This is a genomic window from Pseudomonas frederiksbergensis, assembly GCF_001952935.1.
Taxonomy (GTDB): Bacteria; Pseudomonadota; Gammaproteobacteria; order Pseudomonadales; family Pseudomonadaceae; genus Aquipseudomonas; species Aquipseudomonas frederiksbergensis.
The window spans coordinates 2431886-2449085 of sequence record NZ_CP018319.1; the positions used below are offsets into that span (position 1 = coordinate 2431886).

Annotated in this window: 14 protein-coding genes; 12 read left to right on the top strand and 2 right to left on the bottom strand. The window is 59.2% G+C overall.

Annotation, left to right across the window (positions count from 1 at the left end; translation table 11 throughout):
• Positions 1–22: 22 nt before the first annotated feature.
• From atpG to glmS, 6 genes are all read left to right on the top strand, one after another.
• Entirely contained in the window at positions 23–883 is an 861-nt protein-coding gene (atpG, locus tag PFAS1_RS11220; RefSeq protein ID WP_074872204.1) for a F0F1 ATP synthase subunit gamma, read from the top strand.
• A 27-nt stretch (positions 884–910) separates the two neighbouring features.
• A complete protein-coding gene (atpD, locus tag PFAS1_RS11225; RefSeq protein ID WP_033059678.1) occupies positions 911–2290 on the top strand; it encodes a F0F1 ATP synthase subunit beta in 1380 nt (459 codons plus the stop codon).
• A gap of 45 nt (positions 2291–2335) precedes the next feature.
• On the top strand, positions 2336–2761 hold the full coding sequence (locus PFAS1_RS11230) for a F0F1 ATP synthase subunit epsilon (RefSeq protein WP_010465460.1): 426 nt from the start codon (positions 2336–2338) through the stop codon (positions 2759–2761).
• 115 nt (positions 2762–2876) lie between these two features.
• Positions 2877–4244: a bifunctional UDP-N-acetylglucosamine diphosphorylase/glucosamine-1-phosphate N-acetyltransferase GlmU gene (gene glmU / locus PFAS1_RS11235; protein ID WP_074872202.1), complete on the top strand. Its 1368-nt coding sequence runs from the start codon at positions 2877–2879 to the stop codon at positions 4242–4244.
• Positions 4245–4458: 214 nt separating this feature from the next.
• Positions 4459–5235, top strand: coding sequence for a DeoR/GlpR family DNA-binding transcription regulator (locus tag PFAS1_RS11240; RefSeq protein ID WP_076029206.1), 777 nt, complete (start codon positions 4459–4461; stop codon positions 5233–5235).
• Between the two features lies 1 nt (position 5236).
• Positions 5237–7069: a glutamine--fructose-6-phosphate transaminase (isomerizing) gene (glmS, locus tag PFAS1_RS11245; protein ID WP_076029207.1), complete on the top strand. Its 1833-nt coding sequence runs from the start codon at positions 5237–5239 to the stop codon at positions 7067–7069.
• 108 nt (positions 7070–7177) lie between these two features.
• Here glmS and PFAS1_RS11250 read toward each other — a convergent pair whose 3' ends face one another.
• Entirely contained in the window at positions 7178–8581 is a 1404-nt protein-coding gene (locus tag PFAS1_RS11250) for an MFS transporter (RefSeq protein WP_232252228.1), read from the bottom strand.
• A 242-nt stretch (positions 8582–8823) separates the two neighbouring features.
• On the opposite strand from PFAS1_RS11250, the gene PFAS1_RS11255 reads away from it, so the two are divergent.
• From PFAS1_RS11255 to PFAS1_RS11275, 5 genes are all read left to right on the top strand, one after another.
• Positions 8824–9726 carry a LysR family transcriptional regulator gene (locus tag PFAS1_RS11255; protein WP_076029209.1) on the top strand — a complete coding sequence of 301 codons (903 nt, stop codon included), beginning with the start codon at positions 8824–8826 and terminating at the stop codon, positions 9724–9726.
• Between the two features lie 131 nt (positions 9727–9857).
• Complete coding sequence (locus tag PFAS1_RS11260) at positions 9858–10484, top strand: glutathione S-transferase family protein (protein ID WP_076031521.1); 627 nt, start codon at positions 9858–9860, stop codon at positions 10482–10484.
• Positions 10485–10547: 63 nt separating this feature from the next.
• The gene (locus PFAS1_RS11265; RefSeq protein WP_076029210.1) at positions 10548–12578 is read left to right on the top strand and encodes a pyridoxamine 5'-phosphate oxidase family protein; all 2031 of its coding nucleotides are present in this window, start codon (positions 10548–10550) and stop codon (positions 12576–12578) included.
• Between the two features lie 51 nt (positions 12579–12629).
• On the top strand, positions 12630–13826 hold the full coding sequence (locus tag PFAS1_RS11270; protein WP_076029211.1) for a DUF3142 domain-containing protein: 1197 nt from the start codon (positions 12630–12632) through the stop codon (positions 13824–13826).
• Complete coding sequence (locus PFAS1_RS11275; protein ID WP_076029212.1) at positions 13813–15927, top strand: hypothetical protein; 2115 nt, start codon at positions 13813–13815, stop codon at positions 15925–15927. Before PFAS1_RS11270 ends, PFAS1_RS11275 begins: the two co-directional genes overlap by 14 nt.
• Before the next feature lie 3 nt (positions 15928–15930).
• Here PFAS1_RS11275 and PFAS1_RS11280 read toward each other — a convergent pair whose 3' ends face one another.
• Positions 15931–16560, bottom strand: a complete 630-nt coding sequence (locus PFAS1_RS11280; protein WP_076029213.1) for a LysE family translocator — start codon at positions 16558–16560, stop codon at positions 15931–15933.
• Between the two features lie 145 nt (positions 16561–16705).
• Here PFAS1_RS11280 and PFAS1_RS11285 point away from each other — a divergent pair, with 145 nt between their 5' ends.
• Positions 16706–17182, top strand: coding sequence for an Lrp/AsnC family transcriptional regulator (locus PFAS1_RS11285; protein ID WP_074872185.1), 477 nt, complete (start codon positions 16706–16708; stop codon positions 17180–17182).
• Positions 17183–17200 lie beyond the last annotated feature (18 nt).

Below are 17200 nucleotides of genomic sequence, written 5' to 3' on the forward strand. Positions count from 1 at the left end.
TTGCTAACCTGATAGGTGTTACATGGCAGGCGCAAAAGAGATTCGCAGTAAGATTGCGAGCATCAAAAGCACGCAAAAGATTACCAGCGCCATGGAAAAAGTGGCGGTCAGTAAAATGCGCAAGGCACAAATGCGCATGGCTGCTAGCCGTCCTTACGCGGAGCGCATCCGCCAGGTTATTGGTCATTTGGCCAACGCCAACCCGGAATATCGCCACCCCTTCATGATCGAGCGTGAAATCAAGCGCGTCGGTTATGTCGTAGTGAGCAGTGACCGTGGTCTGTGTGGTGGCTTGAACACCAACCTGTTCAAGGCCCTGGTCAAGGACATGGCGGTAAACCGCGAAAACGGCGTCGAGATCGACCTGTGTGTTGTTGGTAGCAAGGGTGCGGCTTTCTTCCGCAACTTCGGCGGCAACGTCGTTGCAGCTATCAGCCACCTGGGCGAAGAGCCGTCGATCAATGATCTGATTGGCAGCGTCAAGGTGATGCTGGATGCCTACCTGGACGGCCGTATTGATCGCCTGTCCGTGGTGTCCAACAAGTTCATCAACACCATGACGCAACAGCCTACTGTGGAGCAGTTGATTCCACTGGAGGCGACCGCGGATAAATCGCTCAAGCATCACTGGGACTATCTCTACGAACCGGATGCCAAAGAGCTGCTTGACGGCTTGATGGTCCGTTACGTCGAGTCGCAGGTCTACCAGGCGGTGGTCGAGAACAACGCGGCTGAACAAGCTGCGCGGATGATCGCGATGAAGAACGCTACCGACAACGCCGGTGATTTGATCAGCGATTTGCAGCTGGTCTACAACAAGGCGCGTCAGGCTGCGATCACCCAAGAGATCTCGGAAATCGTCGGCGGCGCTGCCGCGGTTTAACGGTTCAAATATTCAGAGGATCCAGCTATGAGTAGCGGACGTATCGTTCAAATCATCGGCGCCGTTATCGACGTGGAATTTCCACGCGACAGCGTACCGAGCATCTACAACGCGTTGTTGGTACAAAGCGCGGCCGGGACTACTCTCGAAGTTCAGCAACAGCTGGGCGACGGCGTGGTTCGTACCATTGCGATGGGTTCCACCGAAGGCTTGAAGCGCGGTCTGGAAGTCAAGGATTCTGGCGCAGCCATCTCCGTACCGGTCGGTAAAGCGACCCTGGGCCGGATCATGGACGTACTGGGCAATCCGATCGACGAAGCTGGCCCGATCGACACCGAAGAGCGCTGGGGCATTCACCGTCCTGCGCCAACCTTCGCTGAACAAGCGGGCGGCAACGACCTGCTGGAAACCGGCATCAAGGTTATCGACCTGGTTTGCCCGTTCGCCAAGGGTGGTAAAGTCGGTCTGTTCGGTGGTGCCGGTGTAGGCAAAACCGTAAACATGATGGAACTGATCCGTAACATCGCCATCGAGCACAGCGGTTATTCCGTGTTCGCCGGTGTGGGTGAGCGTACTCGTGAGGGTAACGACTTCTACCACGAGATGAAGGATTCCAACGTTCTGGACAAAGTGGCACTGGTTTACGGTCAGATGAACGAGCCGCCGGGTAACCGTCTGCGCGTAGCACTGACCGGCCTGACCATGGCCGAGAAGTTCCGTGACGAAGGTAACGACGTTCTGCTGTTCGTCGACAACATCTATCGTTACACCCTGGCCGGTACTGAAGTATCCGCACTGCTGGGCCGTATGCCTTCCGCAGTAGGTTACCAGCCGACCCTGGCCGAAGAGATGGGTACTCTGCAAGAGCGTATCACTTCGACCAAAAACGGTTCGATCACCTCGATCCAAGCGGTATACGTACCTGCGGATGACTTGACTGACCCGTCGCCAGCGACCACTTTCGCCCACTTGGACGCCACCGTCGTTCTGTCCCGTGATATCGCTTCCCTGGGTATCTACCCAGCGGTCGATCCACTCGACTCGACTTCGCGCCAGCTGGACCCGAACGTAATCGGCCAGGACCACTACGACACCGCTCGCGGCGTACAGTATGTTCTGCAGCGTTACAAGGAACTGAAGGACATTATTGCGATCCTGGGTATGGACGAGCTGTCGGAAGCCGACAAGCAGTTGGTAAACCGTGCTCGTAAGATCCAGCGTTTCTTGTCGCAGCCGTTCTTCGTGGCTGAAGTCTTCACCGGTGCTTCGGGTAAATACGTTTCCCTGAAAGACACCATTGCTGGCTTCAAAGGCATCCTCAACGGTGACTACGACCACCTGCCAGAACAAGCGTTCTACATGGTCGGCGGCATCGAAGAAGCGATCGAGAAAGCCAAGAAACTGTAATCCCGGCGCCCGGCAACGGGCGCTAATTTAGGTTGAGGCAATCAGATGGCTATGACAGTCCATTGCGATATCGTCAGCGCGGAAGGGGAAATCTTTTCCGGCCTGGTCGAGATGGTGGTTGCGCACGGTGCACTGGGTGATCTTGGTATCGCCCTGGGTCACGCGCCGCTGATCACTAATCTCAAGCCGGGTCCTATCCGCCTGATCAAGCAGGGCGGGGAAGAGGAGGTGTATTACATCTCCGGCGGTTTCCTCGAGGTTCAGCCGAACATGGTCAAGGTACTTGCCGACACTGTGCAACGTGCTGCCGACCTGGACGAAGCCTCCGCTCAGGAAGCCGTTAAGGCTGCCGAGAAGGCCTTGCATGAACGAGGTGCAGAATTCGATTACGGTTCTGCTGCCGCACGTCTGGCCGAGGCTGCAGCTCAGCTGCGCACCGTCCAGCAGATCCGCAAGAAGTTCGGCCACTAATAGGCCACCGCTTGTTGTGCGATTGATTAAAAAGGGTAGCCTCGGCTACCCTTTTTTCTTTTTAGAATTCAAAACCTGGTCGCAGCCGCTGACCACCCAGGATTGGTAGCCAGTCATGTCTTTAGAAATCGTTATCCTCGCTGCTGGTCAAGGCACTCGCATGCGTTCGGCACTGCCGAAAGTGCTGCATCCGATTGCCGGCAACTCGATGCTAGGCCATGTTATCCACAGCGCCCGGCAACTTGATCCACAGCGCATCCACGTGGTGATCGGCCATGGCGCCGATGCCGTGCGCGAGCGTCTGGCCGCTGATGATCTGAATTTCGTCCTGCAGGACAAACAGCTTGGGACTGGCCACGCCGTTGCTCAAGCGGTGCCTTTCATTGAGTCCGACACCGTCCTGATTCTTTACGGCGACGTGCCATTGATCGAAGTCGAGACCCTGCAACGTCTGCTCAAGCAAGTAGCGCCGCAGCAATTGGGTTTGTTGACAGTAGAACTGGATGATCCGACGGGCTATGGCCGCATTGTCCGCAACGCCGAGGGCAAAGTGACAGCCATCGTCGAGCAGAAAGACGCCAACGAAACCGAACGTGCGATCACTGAAGGCAACACCGGCATTCTGGCCCTGCCGTTCGCGCAATTGGCTGGCTGGATGAGCCGTCTTTCGAACAACAACGCTCAGGGCGAGTACTACCTGACCGACGTGATCGAGATGGCAGTCAGTGACGGTCTGGTGGTGGCCACCGAGCAACCGCATGACGCCATGGAAGTGCAGGGCGCCAACGACCGCAAGCAGCTTTCCGAGCTTGAGCGTCACTATCAACTGCGCGCTGGTCGTCGGTTGATGGCTGAGGGCGTGACCCTGCGTGATCCTGCTCGTTTCGATGTACGCGGTGAAATCACCGTCGGCCGCGACGTGCTGATCGACATCAACGTGATCCTCGAAGGCAAGGTCGTTATCGAGGATGACGTGGTGATCGGCCCGAACTGCGTGATCAAGGACAGCACCTTGCGCAAAGGTGTGGTGATCAAGGCTAACAGCCACATCGATGGCGCGGTGCTCGGTGAAGGCAGCGACGCCGGCCCGTTCGCGCGTTTGCGTCCAGGTACTGTGCTGGAAGCCCGCGCCCATGTGGGTAACTTTGTCGAGTTGAAAAACGCTCACCTGGGCGAAGGCGCAAAAGCCGGTCATCTGACCTATCTGGGCGATGCCGAGATCGGCGCACGTACCAACATCGGCGCGGGCACCATCACTTGCAACTATGACGGCGCCAATAAGTGGAAAACCGTGCTGGGTGAAGATGTGTTCATCGGTTCCAACAACTCGTTGGTTGCGCCTGTGGATATCTCTTCCGGGGCAACCACTGCGGCTGGTTCGACCATTACGCAGAATGTGGATAACTTGCAGTTGGCCGTGGGCCGTGCGCGGCAGAAGAATATCGACGGTTGGAAACGACCGGAGAAGATTAAGAAAAGCTGAGTTATCCACATATTTGTGACCTGCTTAAGTTATTCACAGGCAGCACCATCGAATTCGCGGGCAAGCCCGCTCCCACATGGATCTCGCAAAACCTGTGGGAGCGGGCTTGCCCGCGATGCTTTTATCCACAGGTCTTTTTATCGCCCCGCGCTTGACGTTGTTTCGCCAATAGGTTTTGATTGCTTCCGCTATCTTTCGAATCGAAACTTAAGCTATGTCGAAACGCAATACACCTCAACGCCGTCACAACATCCTCGCCTTGCTCAATGAGCAGGGCGAAGTCAGTGTGGATGAGCTGGCCAAGCGCTTCGAAACGTCGGAAGTCACGATCCGCAAAGATCTCGCCGCGCTTGAGAGCAACGGTTTGCTGCTGCGCCGTTATGGCGGAGCGATCACCTTGCCTCAAGAACTCGTAGCCGACCTCGGTCAGCCGATATCCAAATACAAACAAGCCATCGCTCGCGCCGCCGTTGGGCGGATTCGCGAGCATGCGCGGATCATCATCGACAGCGGCAGCACGACGGCGGCGATGATCCCGGAACTCGGCCAGCAACCGGGCCTGGTCGTGATGACCAACTCCCTGCACGTCGCTAATGCCTTGTGCGAACTTGAGCATGAGCCGGTCCTGTTGATGACCGGCGGCACCTGGGATCCGCACTCCGAGTCTTTTCAGGGGCAGGTGGCCGAGCAGGTACTACGCTCATACGATTTCGACCAGTTGTTCATCGGTGCCGATGGCATCGACCTGGTTCGCGGCACCACCACCTTCAACGAACTGCTTGGGCTGAGCCGGGTCATGGCAGAAGTCGCCCGGGAAGTGGTTGTCATGGTGGAGGCCGACAAGATCGGCCGCAAGATTCCCAACCTGGAGCTGCCCTGGAGCAGCGTCCATACCCTTATAACCGATGATCGCCTGCCGCTCGAGGCACGGGATCAGATACGGGCCCGCGGAATCAACTTGATCCTAGCGGCTGTCAGTCAGGAGAAATAGCATGTGTGGAATTGTCGGCGCAGTCGCAGAACGTAACATTACCGCCATCCTGCTCGAGGGCTTGAAACGCCTGGAATACCGTGGCTATGACAGTGCCGGTGTGGCGGTCTACACCAATGACGAACAGCTTGTGCGCCTGCGTCGCCCGGGCAAGGTCAGTGAATTGGAACTGGCGCTGGCCGAAGAGCCGCTGGTCGGCCGCCTGGGTATTGCCCACACCCGCTGGGCCACCCACGGTGCGCCGTGCGAGCGCAACGCTCACCCGCATTTTTCCAATGATCTGGCGGTGGTGCACAACGGCATCATCGAGAACCACGAAGCCCTGCGCGAGCAACTGAAAGCCTTGGGTTACGTGTTCACCTCGGACACTGACACCGAAGTCATTGCTCACCTGTTGCACCACAAACTCAAGGATCTGCCTGATCTGACCGTGGCCCTGAAGGCTACTGTCAAAGAGCTGCACGGTGCTTACGGTCTGGCGGTGATCAGTGCTCGGCAACCGGATCGTCTGGTCGCCGCCCGCAGCGGCAGCCCGCTGGTCATCGGTTTGGGGATGGGTGAAAACTTCCTGGCTTCCGATCAGTTGGCTCTGCGCCAAGTCACTGATCGCTTCATGTACCTGGAAGAAGGCGATATCGCCGAAATTCGCCGTGACAGCGTGCAGATCTGGGACGTGAGCGGCCAAGTGGTCGAGCGTGAGTCGGTGCAGTACCGCGATGGTGCCGAAGCCGCTGATAAAGGTGAATTCCGCCACTACATGCTCAAGGAAATTCATGAGCAACCGGTGGTGGTGCAGCGCACCCTGGAAGGTCGCATCAGCCACAATCAAGTGCTGGTGGAAGCGTTCGGTCCACAGGCTGCCGAGCTGTTCGCCAAAGTGCGTAACGTGCAGATTGTCGCGTGCGGCACCAGCTACCACGCCGGCATGGTTGCCCGTTACTGGCTCGAAGAACTGGCCGGCATCCCGTGCCAGGTCGAAGTCGCCAGCGAGTTCCGCTACCGCAAGGTGGTCGTACAGGCCGACACGCTATTCGTGACCATTTCCCAGTCCGGCGAAACCGCCGACACCCTGGCTGCACTGCGTAACGCCAAAGAGTTGGGTTATCTCGCGAGCCTGGCGATTTGCAACGTCGGCATCAGCTCATTGGTGCGTGAATCCGACCTGACTTTGCTGACCCAGGCCGGTCGCGAAATCGGTGTGGCTTCGACCAAAGCGTTCACCACTCAATTGGTCGGTCTGCTGTTGCTGACCTTGTCCCTGGGCCAGGTTCGCGGCACGTTGGCCAACGGCATCGAAGCCACGTTGGTCGAAGAGTTGCGTCGCCTGCCAACCCGCCTCGGCGAAGCCCTGGCCATGGACGGTACCGTCGAAAAAATCGCCGAGCTGTTCGCCGAGAAAAACCACACCCTGTTCCTCGGTCGTGGTGCGCAATTCCCGGTGGCAATGGAAGGGGCGCTCAAGCTCAAGGAAATCTCCTACATCCACGCCGAAGCCTATCCGGCCGGTGAACTGAAACACGGCCCGTTGGCGCTTGTGGATAACGACATGCCAGTGGTCACCGTGGCACCAAACAACGAGCTGCTGGAGAAGTTGAAATCCAACCTCCAGGAAGTCCGCGCCCGTGGCGGCGAGTTGATTGTCTTCGCAGACGAACAAGCAGGCATGACCAATGGCGAAGGCACTCATGTTGTGCAAATGCCGCACATCCACGACATCCTGTCGCCGATCCTCTACACCATTCCGCTGCAGTTGCTCTCGTATTACGTTGCCGTGTTGAAGGGAACTGACGTTGACCAGCCGCGTAACCTGGCGAAGTCGGTGACGGTGGAATAAACGATTTACGCAGGAGCACAACAGGTGCTCCTGCGTAGTTGTTCCAGTGCTGTGCTTTAGTTCTGTGTGAAAGGCAACTCCCGTTTGTAAGTGGCGTACGGGGGCGCGTCAGTGCGCAAACGCTTCAGGGTATTTGTCCAGGTAGGCATCATTGAGCTGCGTATCCGGGGAACGCATGAAAGTTTTGAAATCGGGTACCAGAAAGACCAGCAGAGACAACAGCAGCACCATGACACCCAGCAGCGTGATTGTCAGTGCAACCCCCAGATCGGCGATCAGGGTGTTCATCGCAAAACTGCCCAAGGGGCTGGCCGCCGCAGACAGAAATGAAACCGTGGCAAAAATCCGGTTGCGATGGAGCTTGGGCGTCGCCAGCAGCCTCACTGCGGAGGTGGGGATGTTGATCAACATCAGGCCTACACCGCCGCAGAAAAAGGCCGCGGGTACGATGAACGACGATGAAACGGTGCCGACCACAACCAGATTGCACCCCAGTAATGCAAAACCTGCGGACACACACATGTCACGGGGAACCCGGTCGGATAACCAGCCGATGATCTTGTAACTACCCGCCAGAATGCCCAGCCCGAAACACGAATCCAGCAGACCAATGTATGTGACCGGGTAATGGATGACGTCCTTTACGTACAGTGGAATCAGAATAGTGAAGAACGGAAACAGGGCAAAGTTGATCAACATTGCAATGATGGCCAGGTAAAACTCGACTTTCACTCCGTAAACCACTTTGAAACCGGAATAGATCATGCTGAAGCTGCTGGCATCCCGGGCTTTTTCGCCTTTTCCTGTCGCGCCGATATGGCTCGGGATGGTCGCGATCAACATCCCGGCGATGAGAATCGCAAAAAAATCGGCAGCAAAGGCGAACGTGATACCGAACCCGTAAATCAACCCGCTGGCCAGTAGCGGCCCCAGCAGAATAGAAAAGGACGACATCACGCTTTTGGTTCGAAAGGCCAGGGAGACTTTATCGTCGTTTGCGAACAAAGGAATGATCGAAGCCTGGAGAGGATCGCGCACGCCAACGATCGCACTGCTGATCATCATCAGCGCGCCCACCGCCCAGGGGTTGAACGACCCCGTGGCGGACAGCATCACCATCAACAGCGCTGTCAGCAGGCTGATCCATGAGGCCAGCTTGATGATCAGGACTTTGTTGTACTTGTCCCCCAGCCATCCCAACAGGGGTTTGGCTAACACCTCCGCTGCAATGGAACAGGCAATCATGTTGGCGAAGTAGAGCGCAGAGCCTGTTTCCTGCAAGGCCCACCACGCCACCGCCAGTTGATTGCACCGTCCCCCCAGAACCATCAACAAAAAACTGAATTGCACTTTCAGCAGACGCCGGTCGATGCCGGGAAAGCCCCACGTAATGCCTGAAAAATTTGCACTCATTGACGAACCTTTGATCCAGATAGGGCGACTGTGCAAGTAGAGGCATTCGCCAGATATCGCTCGAACCACCCTTAAGGCGGGCAGTACCGAGTTCTTCATCGTGCTTGATGAAGACTTTGAGCAGAATTAGTTATCCACAGCCACCTGCAGGTGCTCTAGATACTCTGATGACGGTCAGGCTTTAGCGAGATGTTTTTCGCGAGACGCTTTGCAGTATCAAATTTGTCTGCAGAGCGCATGCATTTCTAAACCTAAGCGTAATCTCTGGCTTTGGAATCAGGGCCAACATACTAGGCGCTGGTGCAGGCTGCGAACTTCCGATTTTTACTGAGGACACACCCATGGACCGATTCCAGGAAATGCAGGTCTTCGCTGCCGTCGCCCAAGACCAAGGCTTCTCGGCGGCGGCGCGGCGTTTGGGCCTGTCGGCTGCCAGCGTCACTCGCGCGGTAGCAGCGCTGGAGAAACGCATCGGCACGGTGCTGCTGACACGCACCACCCGCAGTGTGCATTTGAGCGAGGCGGGTCAGCGTTACCTGGAAGACTGTCGGAGGATTCTCGCCGAGGTGCAGGAAGCCGAGGATTCGGCGGCGGGCAGTCATACCCAACCGCGTGGGCAACTGACGATTACTGCGCCGGTGTTGTTCGGTGAGCTGTTTGTCACGCCCGTAATGGTGAATTATCTGACGCAGTTTCCTGAAGTCAGCATCAATGGGTTGCTGGTCGATCGAGTGGTCAGCATGGTCGAGGAGGGGATCGATGTCGCTGTGCGGATCGGTGAATTGCCCGACAGTAATCAGCATGCGATTCGCGTGGGTGAGGTTCGGCGGGTGATTTGCGGCTCGCCGGGGTTCCTGACGGCCCACGGTCGACCTCGACATCCTCAGGATCTGGCTCAGGCGCCGGTTGTTGCGACGTCTTCTATCGGTCAGTCGAGAACCTGGCCGTTCCTCGAAGGGGGAGAGCCGCTGACTGTTCGACCCACGCCGCGCCTGGTGGTGACGGCCAATCAGGCGGCGATTACGGCGGCGTGCCTGGGCTTGGGGTTGACCCGGGTTCTGTCTTATCAGGTCGCGAGCAAAGTCGCTTCCGGTGAGCTGGAAATCGTTCTGGCGGACTTCGAACTGCCGCCATTGCCTATCCATGTGGTCTATCAGGGCGGGCGCAAGGCCCCTGCGCGGATTCGCAGTTTTGTGGATTTTGCGGTGAGCGCGCTGCGTGAGCATCCGTCCTTGCAGGCCTGATGGTTTATTTCGCTGGGTGAAATAATGGATTGCGTTGGCTGGTTATTCTGTTGTTTTGGGTGCAGGTGGAAGATAGCGCCCCATCGGTGCTGAACACTGTTCAACAGCGCCACCACCCAGCGGAGTCGACCATGCAAGCGATCAAACTCTACAACTTCCCACGTTCCGGCCACGCTCACCGCGTAGAGCTGATGTTGTCCCTGCTGCATTTGCCCACCGAGCTGGTATTTGTCGACCTGGCCAAGGGCGCGCACAAACAGCCGGACTTCCTCGCGCTCAATGCGTTTGGCCAGGTTCCGGTCATCGATGATCAAGGCGTGGTGCTGGCCGATTCCAACGCGATTCTGGTTTATCTGGCGCAAAAGTATGGCGACGGACGTTGGCTGCCAACCGATCCGGTCGGGGCGGCCAAGGTTCAGCGCTGGTTGTCGATTGCCGCAGGGCCGATTGCCTTTGGCCCCGCCAGGGCGAGGCTGATCACGGTGTTTGGGGCGGCTTACAACGCTGAAGAAGTGATCGCTTATTCCCACACCGTGCTCAAAGTGATCGATCAGGAACTGGCCGCAACGCCTTATCTGGCTGGCACCGAGCCAACCATTGCCGACGTTTCTGCCTACAGCTATATCGCCCATGCGCCAGAAGGCAACGTGTCGCTGGAGGACTACGCCAACATCCGCGCCTGGCTGGCACGGATCGAAGCCTTGCCAGGGTTTGTCGGCATGCCGCGCACTGTGGTCGGTCTGCAAAAAACCGCCTGATGCTTACGGCCCGTCATTGTCGGGTTGTTCACACTGCGCCGATGGCGCAGGGGAGAAGTCGTTGTGGATCGTTCACCCTGGCACGCCGGCGAAAAACAATTGCAGGTTCATGTGGGCATTGCCGAGCGAATGGAGGTGCTCGGTCGTAAGGTGATTTGTCGCGAGATGCCGGATCAGCACCGCACGTTTTATGAGCAATTGCCGTTCATGCTGTACGGCGCGGTGGATGCCGACGGTAATCCCTGGGCCAGTATTCTTGAAGGGCCACCGGGTTTCGCTCACTCGCCAACGCCGGGTGCGCTGCAATTTAGCAGCCTGCCGGGGGCTGATGATCCGGCGCAATTAACGGACGGCTCGGCGATCGGCCTGCTGGGGATAGAACTGCACACCCGGCGCCGCAATCGTCTCAACGGCCGAGTCGGCGCGATGACGGCGAGCGGCTTCGATGTGGCGGTTGAACAGTCTTTCGGCAATTGCCCGCAATACATCCAATTGCGGCAGTTTCGCTCGGTGCCGTTGGCGGAGCCGTCGACTCGCATCGCGCAACGCCTCAACGGGCTGGATGAAGCGGCCAAATCCCTGATCGCGGGAGCCGATACATTCTTTGTCGCCAGTTATGTCGACGTTGATGGCCAGCGCTCGGTGGACGTTTCCCACCGCGGCGGCCAGGCCGGTTTCGTACAGGTAGAAGGCAATCGCCTGACCATTCCGGATTTCGCCGGCAACCTGTTTTTCAACACCTTGGGCAACCTGCTGCTCAATCCCCGGGCCGGTTTGCTGTTTATCGATTTCAATTCGGGAGACCTGCTGCACCTCAGCGGCCGCACCGAAGTCATTCTTGAAGGGCCGCAGGTCGCGGCGTTTCAAGGGGCCGAGCGCTTGTGGACATTCGAGGTGGAACGCGTTGTGCGTCGGCCCGCCGCGCTTGCTCTGCGCTGGCGCTTCGACGGCGTGTCACCCACCAGTTTGCTCACCGGCACCTGGGAGCAGGCCAACGCCCGTCTGCAAGCCCAGGCCTTGGGCGATCGTTGGCGGCCGCTGCGGGTGGCGCGCATCAAAGAGGAAAGCCACAACATCCGCTCGATTTATCTGGAGCCTGCCGACGGCGCGGGGTTGCCAGTGTTTCAGGCCGGACAGCATTTGCCGCTGCGTTTCAACATTGCTGGCGAGGTGCACATCCGCACGTACAGCCTGTCGAGTGCGCCGTCCGATGATTTTTTCCGCATCAGTGTGAAGCGTGAAGGCTTGGTGTCTTCGCACCTGCATGAACAGGTGCGCGTCGGTGATCTGTTGGAGGCCCGTGCGCCTCAGGGGCATTTCACCGTGGCACCTGATGAGCGTCGGCCGCTGGTGCTTCTGGCGGCCGGTGTCGGCATCACGCCGCTGCTGTCGATGCTGCGCGAGGTGGTTTACCAGGGCCTGCGCACCCGCCGCATCCGGCCGACCTGGTTTTTCCAGAGTTCGAGCACGTTGGCCGATCAAGTGTTTCGTCCTGAGCTGGATCGTTTGCTCGAGGGCACAGGGGATGCGGTCAGGGTATTGCGTCTGGTGAGTCAGCCGGAAGCCGGGGCCTTGGAGGGTGAGGATTTTGACCTGACAGGGCGGATCGACACTGCGCTGCTCACGACCCTCCTTGAAGTGGAAGACTACGACCAGCTGGATTTTGTCCTATGCGGTCCGGGCAGTTTTACCCAAGGGCTGTATGACGGCCTGCGGGAACTGCACATCCGTGATGCAAGGATTCACGCCGAAACCTTCGGCCCCTCGACCTTGCGCCGGGTGCCGGACTCCGACGCGGTGGTCATCGAGCAACCGCCCGCTGCTACCACCTCGGTACCGGTGGTGTTTCAGCGCTCGGCCAAGGAGGCTCGCTGGCAACCGGACGGCGGCAGTTTGCTGGAGTTGGCGGAAAGCCGTGGATTGCGCCCGGAATTCAGTTGCCGCGGCGGTTCCTGCGGGACCTGCAAAACTCGCCTGATCAGCGGCCAGGTGAATTATCCACAGCCGCCAGCCGAAGTGCCGGACGACGGACAGGTGCTGATTTGCTGTGCGATTCCGGCGCAGGGGTCGCAGTCTTTGGTCCTCGACCTGTAGCATCTGCCGAACGCAGCTTCTGGCCGCTGCGACAAAGGATCAGATTCGGTTATGTATTTTTTCGCTCGTCTGTCGGCGTTGATTGCCGCGGTAGTGCTGCTCAACGGTTGCGAACGACAGGACGCGCCACCGCTCGATCAGCAACTCTACGTCTGGCAACGGCAATGGACACCGGCCCACGAATCAGCGCTGAGGGACAGCCGCGCTGACTTTTCCACCCTGCGGGTGCTGGCCTTGCAGGCATTCCCCGAGGCGGGTTGGAGCCGGGCGCGGATTGACCCGGCGCTGCTCAAACGCGATGGGCGACCGCTGATCGCGGTGATTCGTCTCGACGGTCAGCTCAAGTCGCTGGATCGGGACGCAGTCACCGCGCAGATCCGGCAAGTCCTCGGCGATTGGCAAGGGCAGGGGTTGAATCTCTCCGGTGTGGAAATCGACCACGATGCCGGTAATGCCCGGCTACCGGCCTACCGCGAGTTTCTTACGCACCTGCGCGCAGTTCTGCCTGCCTCTCTGCCATTGAGCATTACCGCGTTGCCGGCCTGGCTCGACAGCCCCGAGTTGCCGGCATTGTTATCCACAGTCGACAGCAGCGTGTTGCAGGTACACGCGGTGAGCGATCCGCGTCTTGGCTTGTTCGACCCGGATCAGGCTCGGCAATGGACCAAGGCCTGGAGCCGCATCACTGCCAAACCTTTCTATCTGGCGCTGCCGGCTTATGGTGTGGCGTTGTTTCCGGGAGATGGTGGTGCGCCGGTAGTGGAAAGCGAAGTGCCGATCGAACGAGGCGGCAAGCGCCAGGAATTGCTGGCCGATCCGCAGCAACTAAGCCGGCTCGCGGCCGAGTTGCGCAACGATCCGCCCGCTCATCTTGCGGGCCTGATCTGGTTTCGTTTGCCGCTGGCCAGCGACCGCCGGGCCTGGAGCCTGACGACCCTGGGCGCCGTGGCGCGTGGCGATGCACTCGACAGTCGGCTGGCGCTGAAACTCTCTGTGCAGAACGACCTTTACGACATCAGCCTCAGCAATCAGGGCAACCTCGACAGCGCCTGGCCCGAACGCCTGACACTCGCGGTGCAGGGCTGTGACGGTGCCGATGCGCTGGCCGGTTATGCATTGCAACAGCGGCCGGATCTGCTTACCTTCACCCGCCTGCGCGACGGTCGAATACCGGCGGGTGGGCAGCGCGCCATAGGTTGGGCTCGTTGCGCACATATTGATCAAGGAGGTTCGAATGTTGACCCGTAACTGGCCCCGCCATCTGCTTTGCCTGAGCCTCAGCCTGCCGCTGGGTTCGGCGCTGGCCTGTGGGCCGGATTTCCCGATGCGTCTGCTGGACAACCGCGGCCAGTCGCTGGCGGAACTGCCGGAAGGCAACTTCAGGTTTGAAATCAGTCGCCTCGGACATGCGGTCGCCGGGCTGAAGAACGTCACCGAAACTGCCTATAACATGGAGGCGCCCGACTACGCAGAACAGCGGGACAAGGCTGAACAATCCGGTTTGACGGCTGAGCAGCAAATACTGGTGAAACAGTTACGCAGCCTGACCGATGCGCATCAGGTCGAGATTCAGGGCGCGAGCCTTCCGCCGGAGCTCAAGCTCTATCTGGCCGGCGCGGCGGCATTCAATGCCGGCGATCATGGACTGGCCGCCGAGTACTTCCAAAAGGTGCTGGCATTGCCGGCGGATCAACGGGCATTGCGCAGCACTTGGGCTGCTTATTCGTTGGGTCGGGCGCTGTTTGCCATGAGCTTCGAAGCGGGCGCTGGCCCTGACGTGTTGGCTCAATCGGGAAAGGCCTTCGAGCAGGCCCGTCAACTGAGCATCGACGGCTTTAGCGATCCACTGGAACTGGGCGTCGCCAGCCTTGGCGAAGAGGCCCGCGTCGTCCGCACGGCCGGCGACTGGAACCGCGCCATCGAACTTTATGCCACGCAAAACCTGCAGGGTTCGGCGGTGGGTTACACCTCGCTGAAACTGCTGGTCGCTGATCTGGCGGTGCTGCCGGAGGATCAACTGGCCGTGTTGCTCAAGGGCAAACCAGTGCAGCAATTAGTGACCGCGTCGTTGATCAGCCGACTGGGCTGGTCGTTCGGTGATCAGCCACCGAACGAATTGAAACTGATCAAACTGCTGCAAAACAGCACCCGCGGTAGCCTCGATAACGCTGATCGCCTGGCGGCAGTGAATTATCAACAGGGTGATTACGCCAGCGCCAAGGCGTTCCTCGAACACGCCGGTGATGGCGGACTGGCGTGGTGGCTGCGGGCCAAACTGGCCGTGCGCGATGGCGATAAAAACGCGGCTGCCGCAGCGTACGCCAAGGCTGCCCAGGCCTTCCCGCAGAATGAGTCGTGGGGCGAGCGGCGCACGCCAGACTGGGACTTCGAAACGCTTCAGCCCAAGTGCCGGGTCGAGGGTGAAAGCGCGATCCTGGCGTTGCAACGCGGGGATTACCTGCAAGCGTTCGATCAGCTTTATCGCAGTAAGGATATCTACTGGTTCGACGCCGCCACGGTCGCCGAGCGGGTGTTGACCGTCGATGAGCTCAAGCAATACGTCGACACTCAAGTACCGGCGCCGCCTCCTCTGACTCAGCAGGATCGCGATAACTACGTGCAGTTACCGGTGGCGGCGAAACTGCGCAATTTGCTCGGGCGGCGCTTGCTGCGCGAAGAGCGGTACGAAGAAGCGCCAGCCTATTTCGATAACGCCGAGTTGCAATACAAGGCCACGTGGTACGGGCAATTGCGCCACGACGCCGAAACCAAATGGTGGCCGACCAAACGGGCATTCGCTTACTACCATGCCGCGACACTGGCGCGTTTCGACGGAATGGAGCTGTTGGGCTACGAGCTGTCGCCGGATTACGCGACCTTCGGTGGCAATTACAGCCTCGAAAGCGCTGACCTCAAGGTCGGACCGCTGATGGCCGAGGGTGAAGTGCAGCGCCAGCAAGCCACGGTGGCGCAGCCTGATGAGCGCTTCCACTACCGTTTTGTCGCCACGGCGTTGGCGAGCAAGGCCGCTGATCACCTGCCCCACAGCAGTCAGGCGTTTGCTGCGGTGCTGTGCAAGGCTTCGTCCTGGGGCACCAGCCTGCAAGAGCAGAGCGCGTTCTACCGTCGTTATGTCGAGGAAGGCCCGTATGTGGTTTGGGCTGGCGATTTTGGTCATCAATGCCAGGAGCCGGACTTTCAGAACGCCGATAAGCGCTATGTGACCCAGGTTACCGACGCCGTGCGCTCGCAGCTGCGGCCCTATAAAACACCGTTGCAGATTGGCGGTGTGATCGCGGTCACGGCAGCGGTGCTGTTGCTGGTCAATCGCCGCCGCAGGACTCGGTAAGGTTCAAGCCTGTTGCACAAAGGTCAGCCGCACGGCGAAGCCGATCAACAAGCTGCCGAACAGCCACTGCTGCACGCGCTGGGCTGAAGGACTGCGTTGCAGCCAACGGCCCAGCGCTGCGCCGGTCAGTGCGTAAGCGCTGTCGAACAGCAAACCGACACCGACCAGCACTATCCCGAGGGTCGCAAATTGGGCGAGCACTGGTCCGGCATTTGGATCGATGAACTGCGGCAGCAGCACCGAGCAGAACAGCAAGGCTTTGGGGTTGAGCAGGTTAGTCAGCAAACCGCGCTGGATCGCTGCGCGCCAGCGAGGTTTCTCGGGGGTGGCGTCTGCTCCGTGCAAATTCGGCAGCATGGTGGTTCGCAGGCATTGAATGCCGATCCACAGCAGATACGCGGCCCCGGCCAGGCGTACCACGTCGAACGTCCAAGGCGCAGCCTTGAACAGTGCCGCCAGACCCAACGCTGCCAACGCCACATGGCAACCACGGGCAATGCCCAGACCCACCGCAGTCGCCAGCGCCGCGCCTTTGCCCTGACGAGCGCCGGTCTGCAACAGCAGGATCATGTCCGGGCCCGGCAACAGATAAACCACCGCCAGCGCCATGAAAAACACCCAGAGTCCTGCCACGTTGCACCCCCTTCGTTGTCGATTCGGTACGGCCAGTCTAGGGCCGAAGGGCAGGGGAGGTGGTTGCGTAGTTCGCTTCTAAACTGCTTCGGGTTGGCATAACCTGCCACTCAATTGCATTTGAACCATCAGGATCTGCCAAACCATGAAACTCGACGCCTACGACCGCAAGATTCTCGCCGCCCTGCAACGGGACGGTCGCCTGAGCAATGTGCAACTGGCTGACGAGATCGGCCTGTCCGCCTCGCCTTGCTTGCGCCGGGTACGGATGCTTGAAGAGGCCGGGGTCATACGCGGTTACCAGGCCAATCTTGATCGCGACGAAGTGGGGCTTGGGTTGACGGTGTTTGTCGGGGTCAAGGTCGAACGGCACAACGATGAACAGGCCGAAGCCTTTCGCCTGGCCGTGACCGCGTTGCCCGAGGTGATTTCGGCTTTTCTGGTGTCAGGGGAATCGGATTTTCTGCTGCAAGTGGTGGTGCCGGACCTGCGCGCCTATGACCGTTTTCTCACGGGGCGGTTGCTGAAGTTGCCGGGCGTGAGCGACATCCGCAGCAACTTTGCGATTCATACGGTGAAGACCCCGGGGGCGTTGCCGCTGGAGCATTTACCCGCGAACTAAGATCGTTCCCACGCTCTG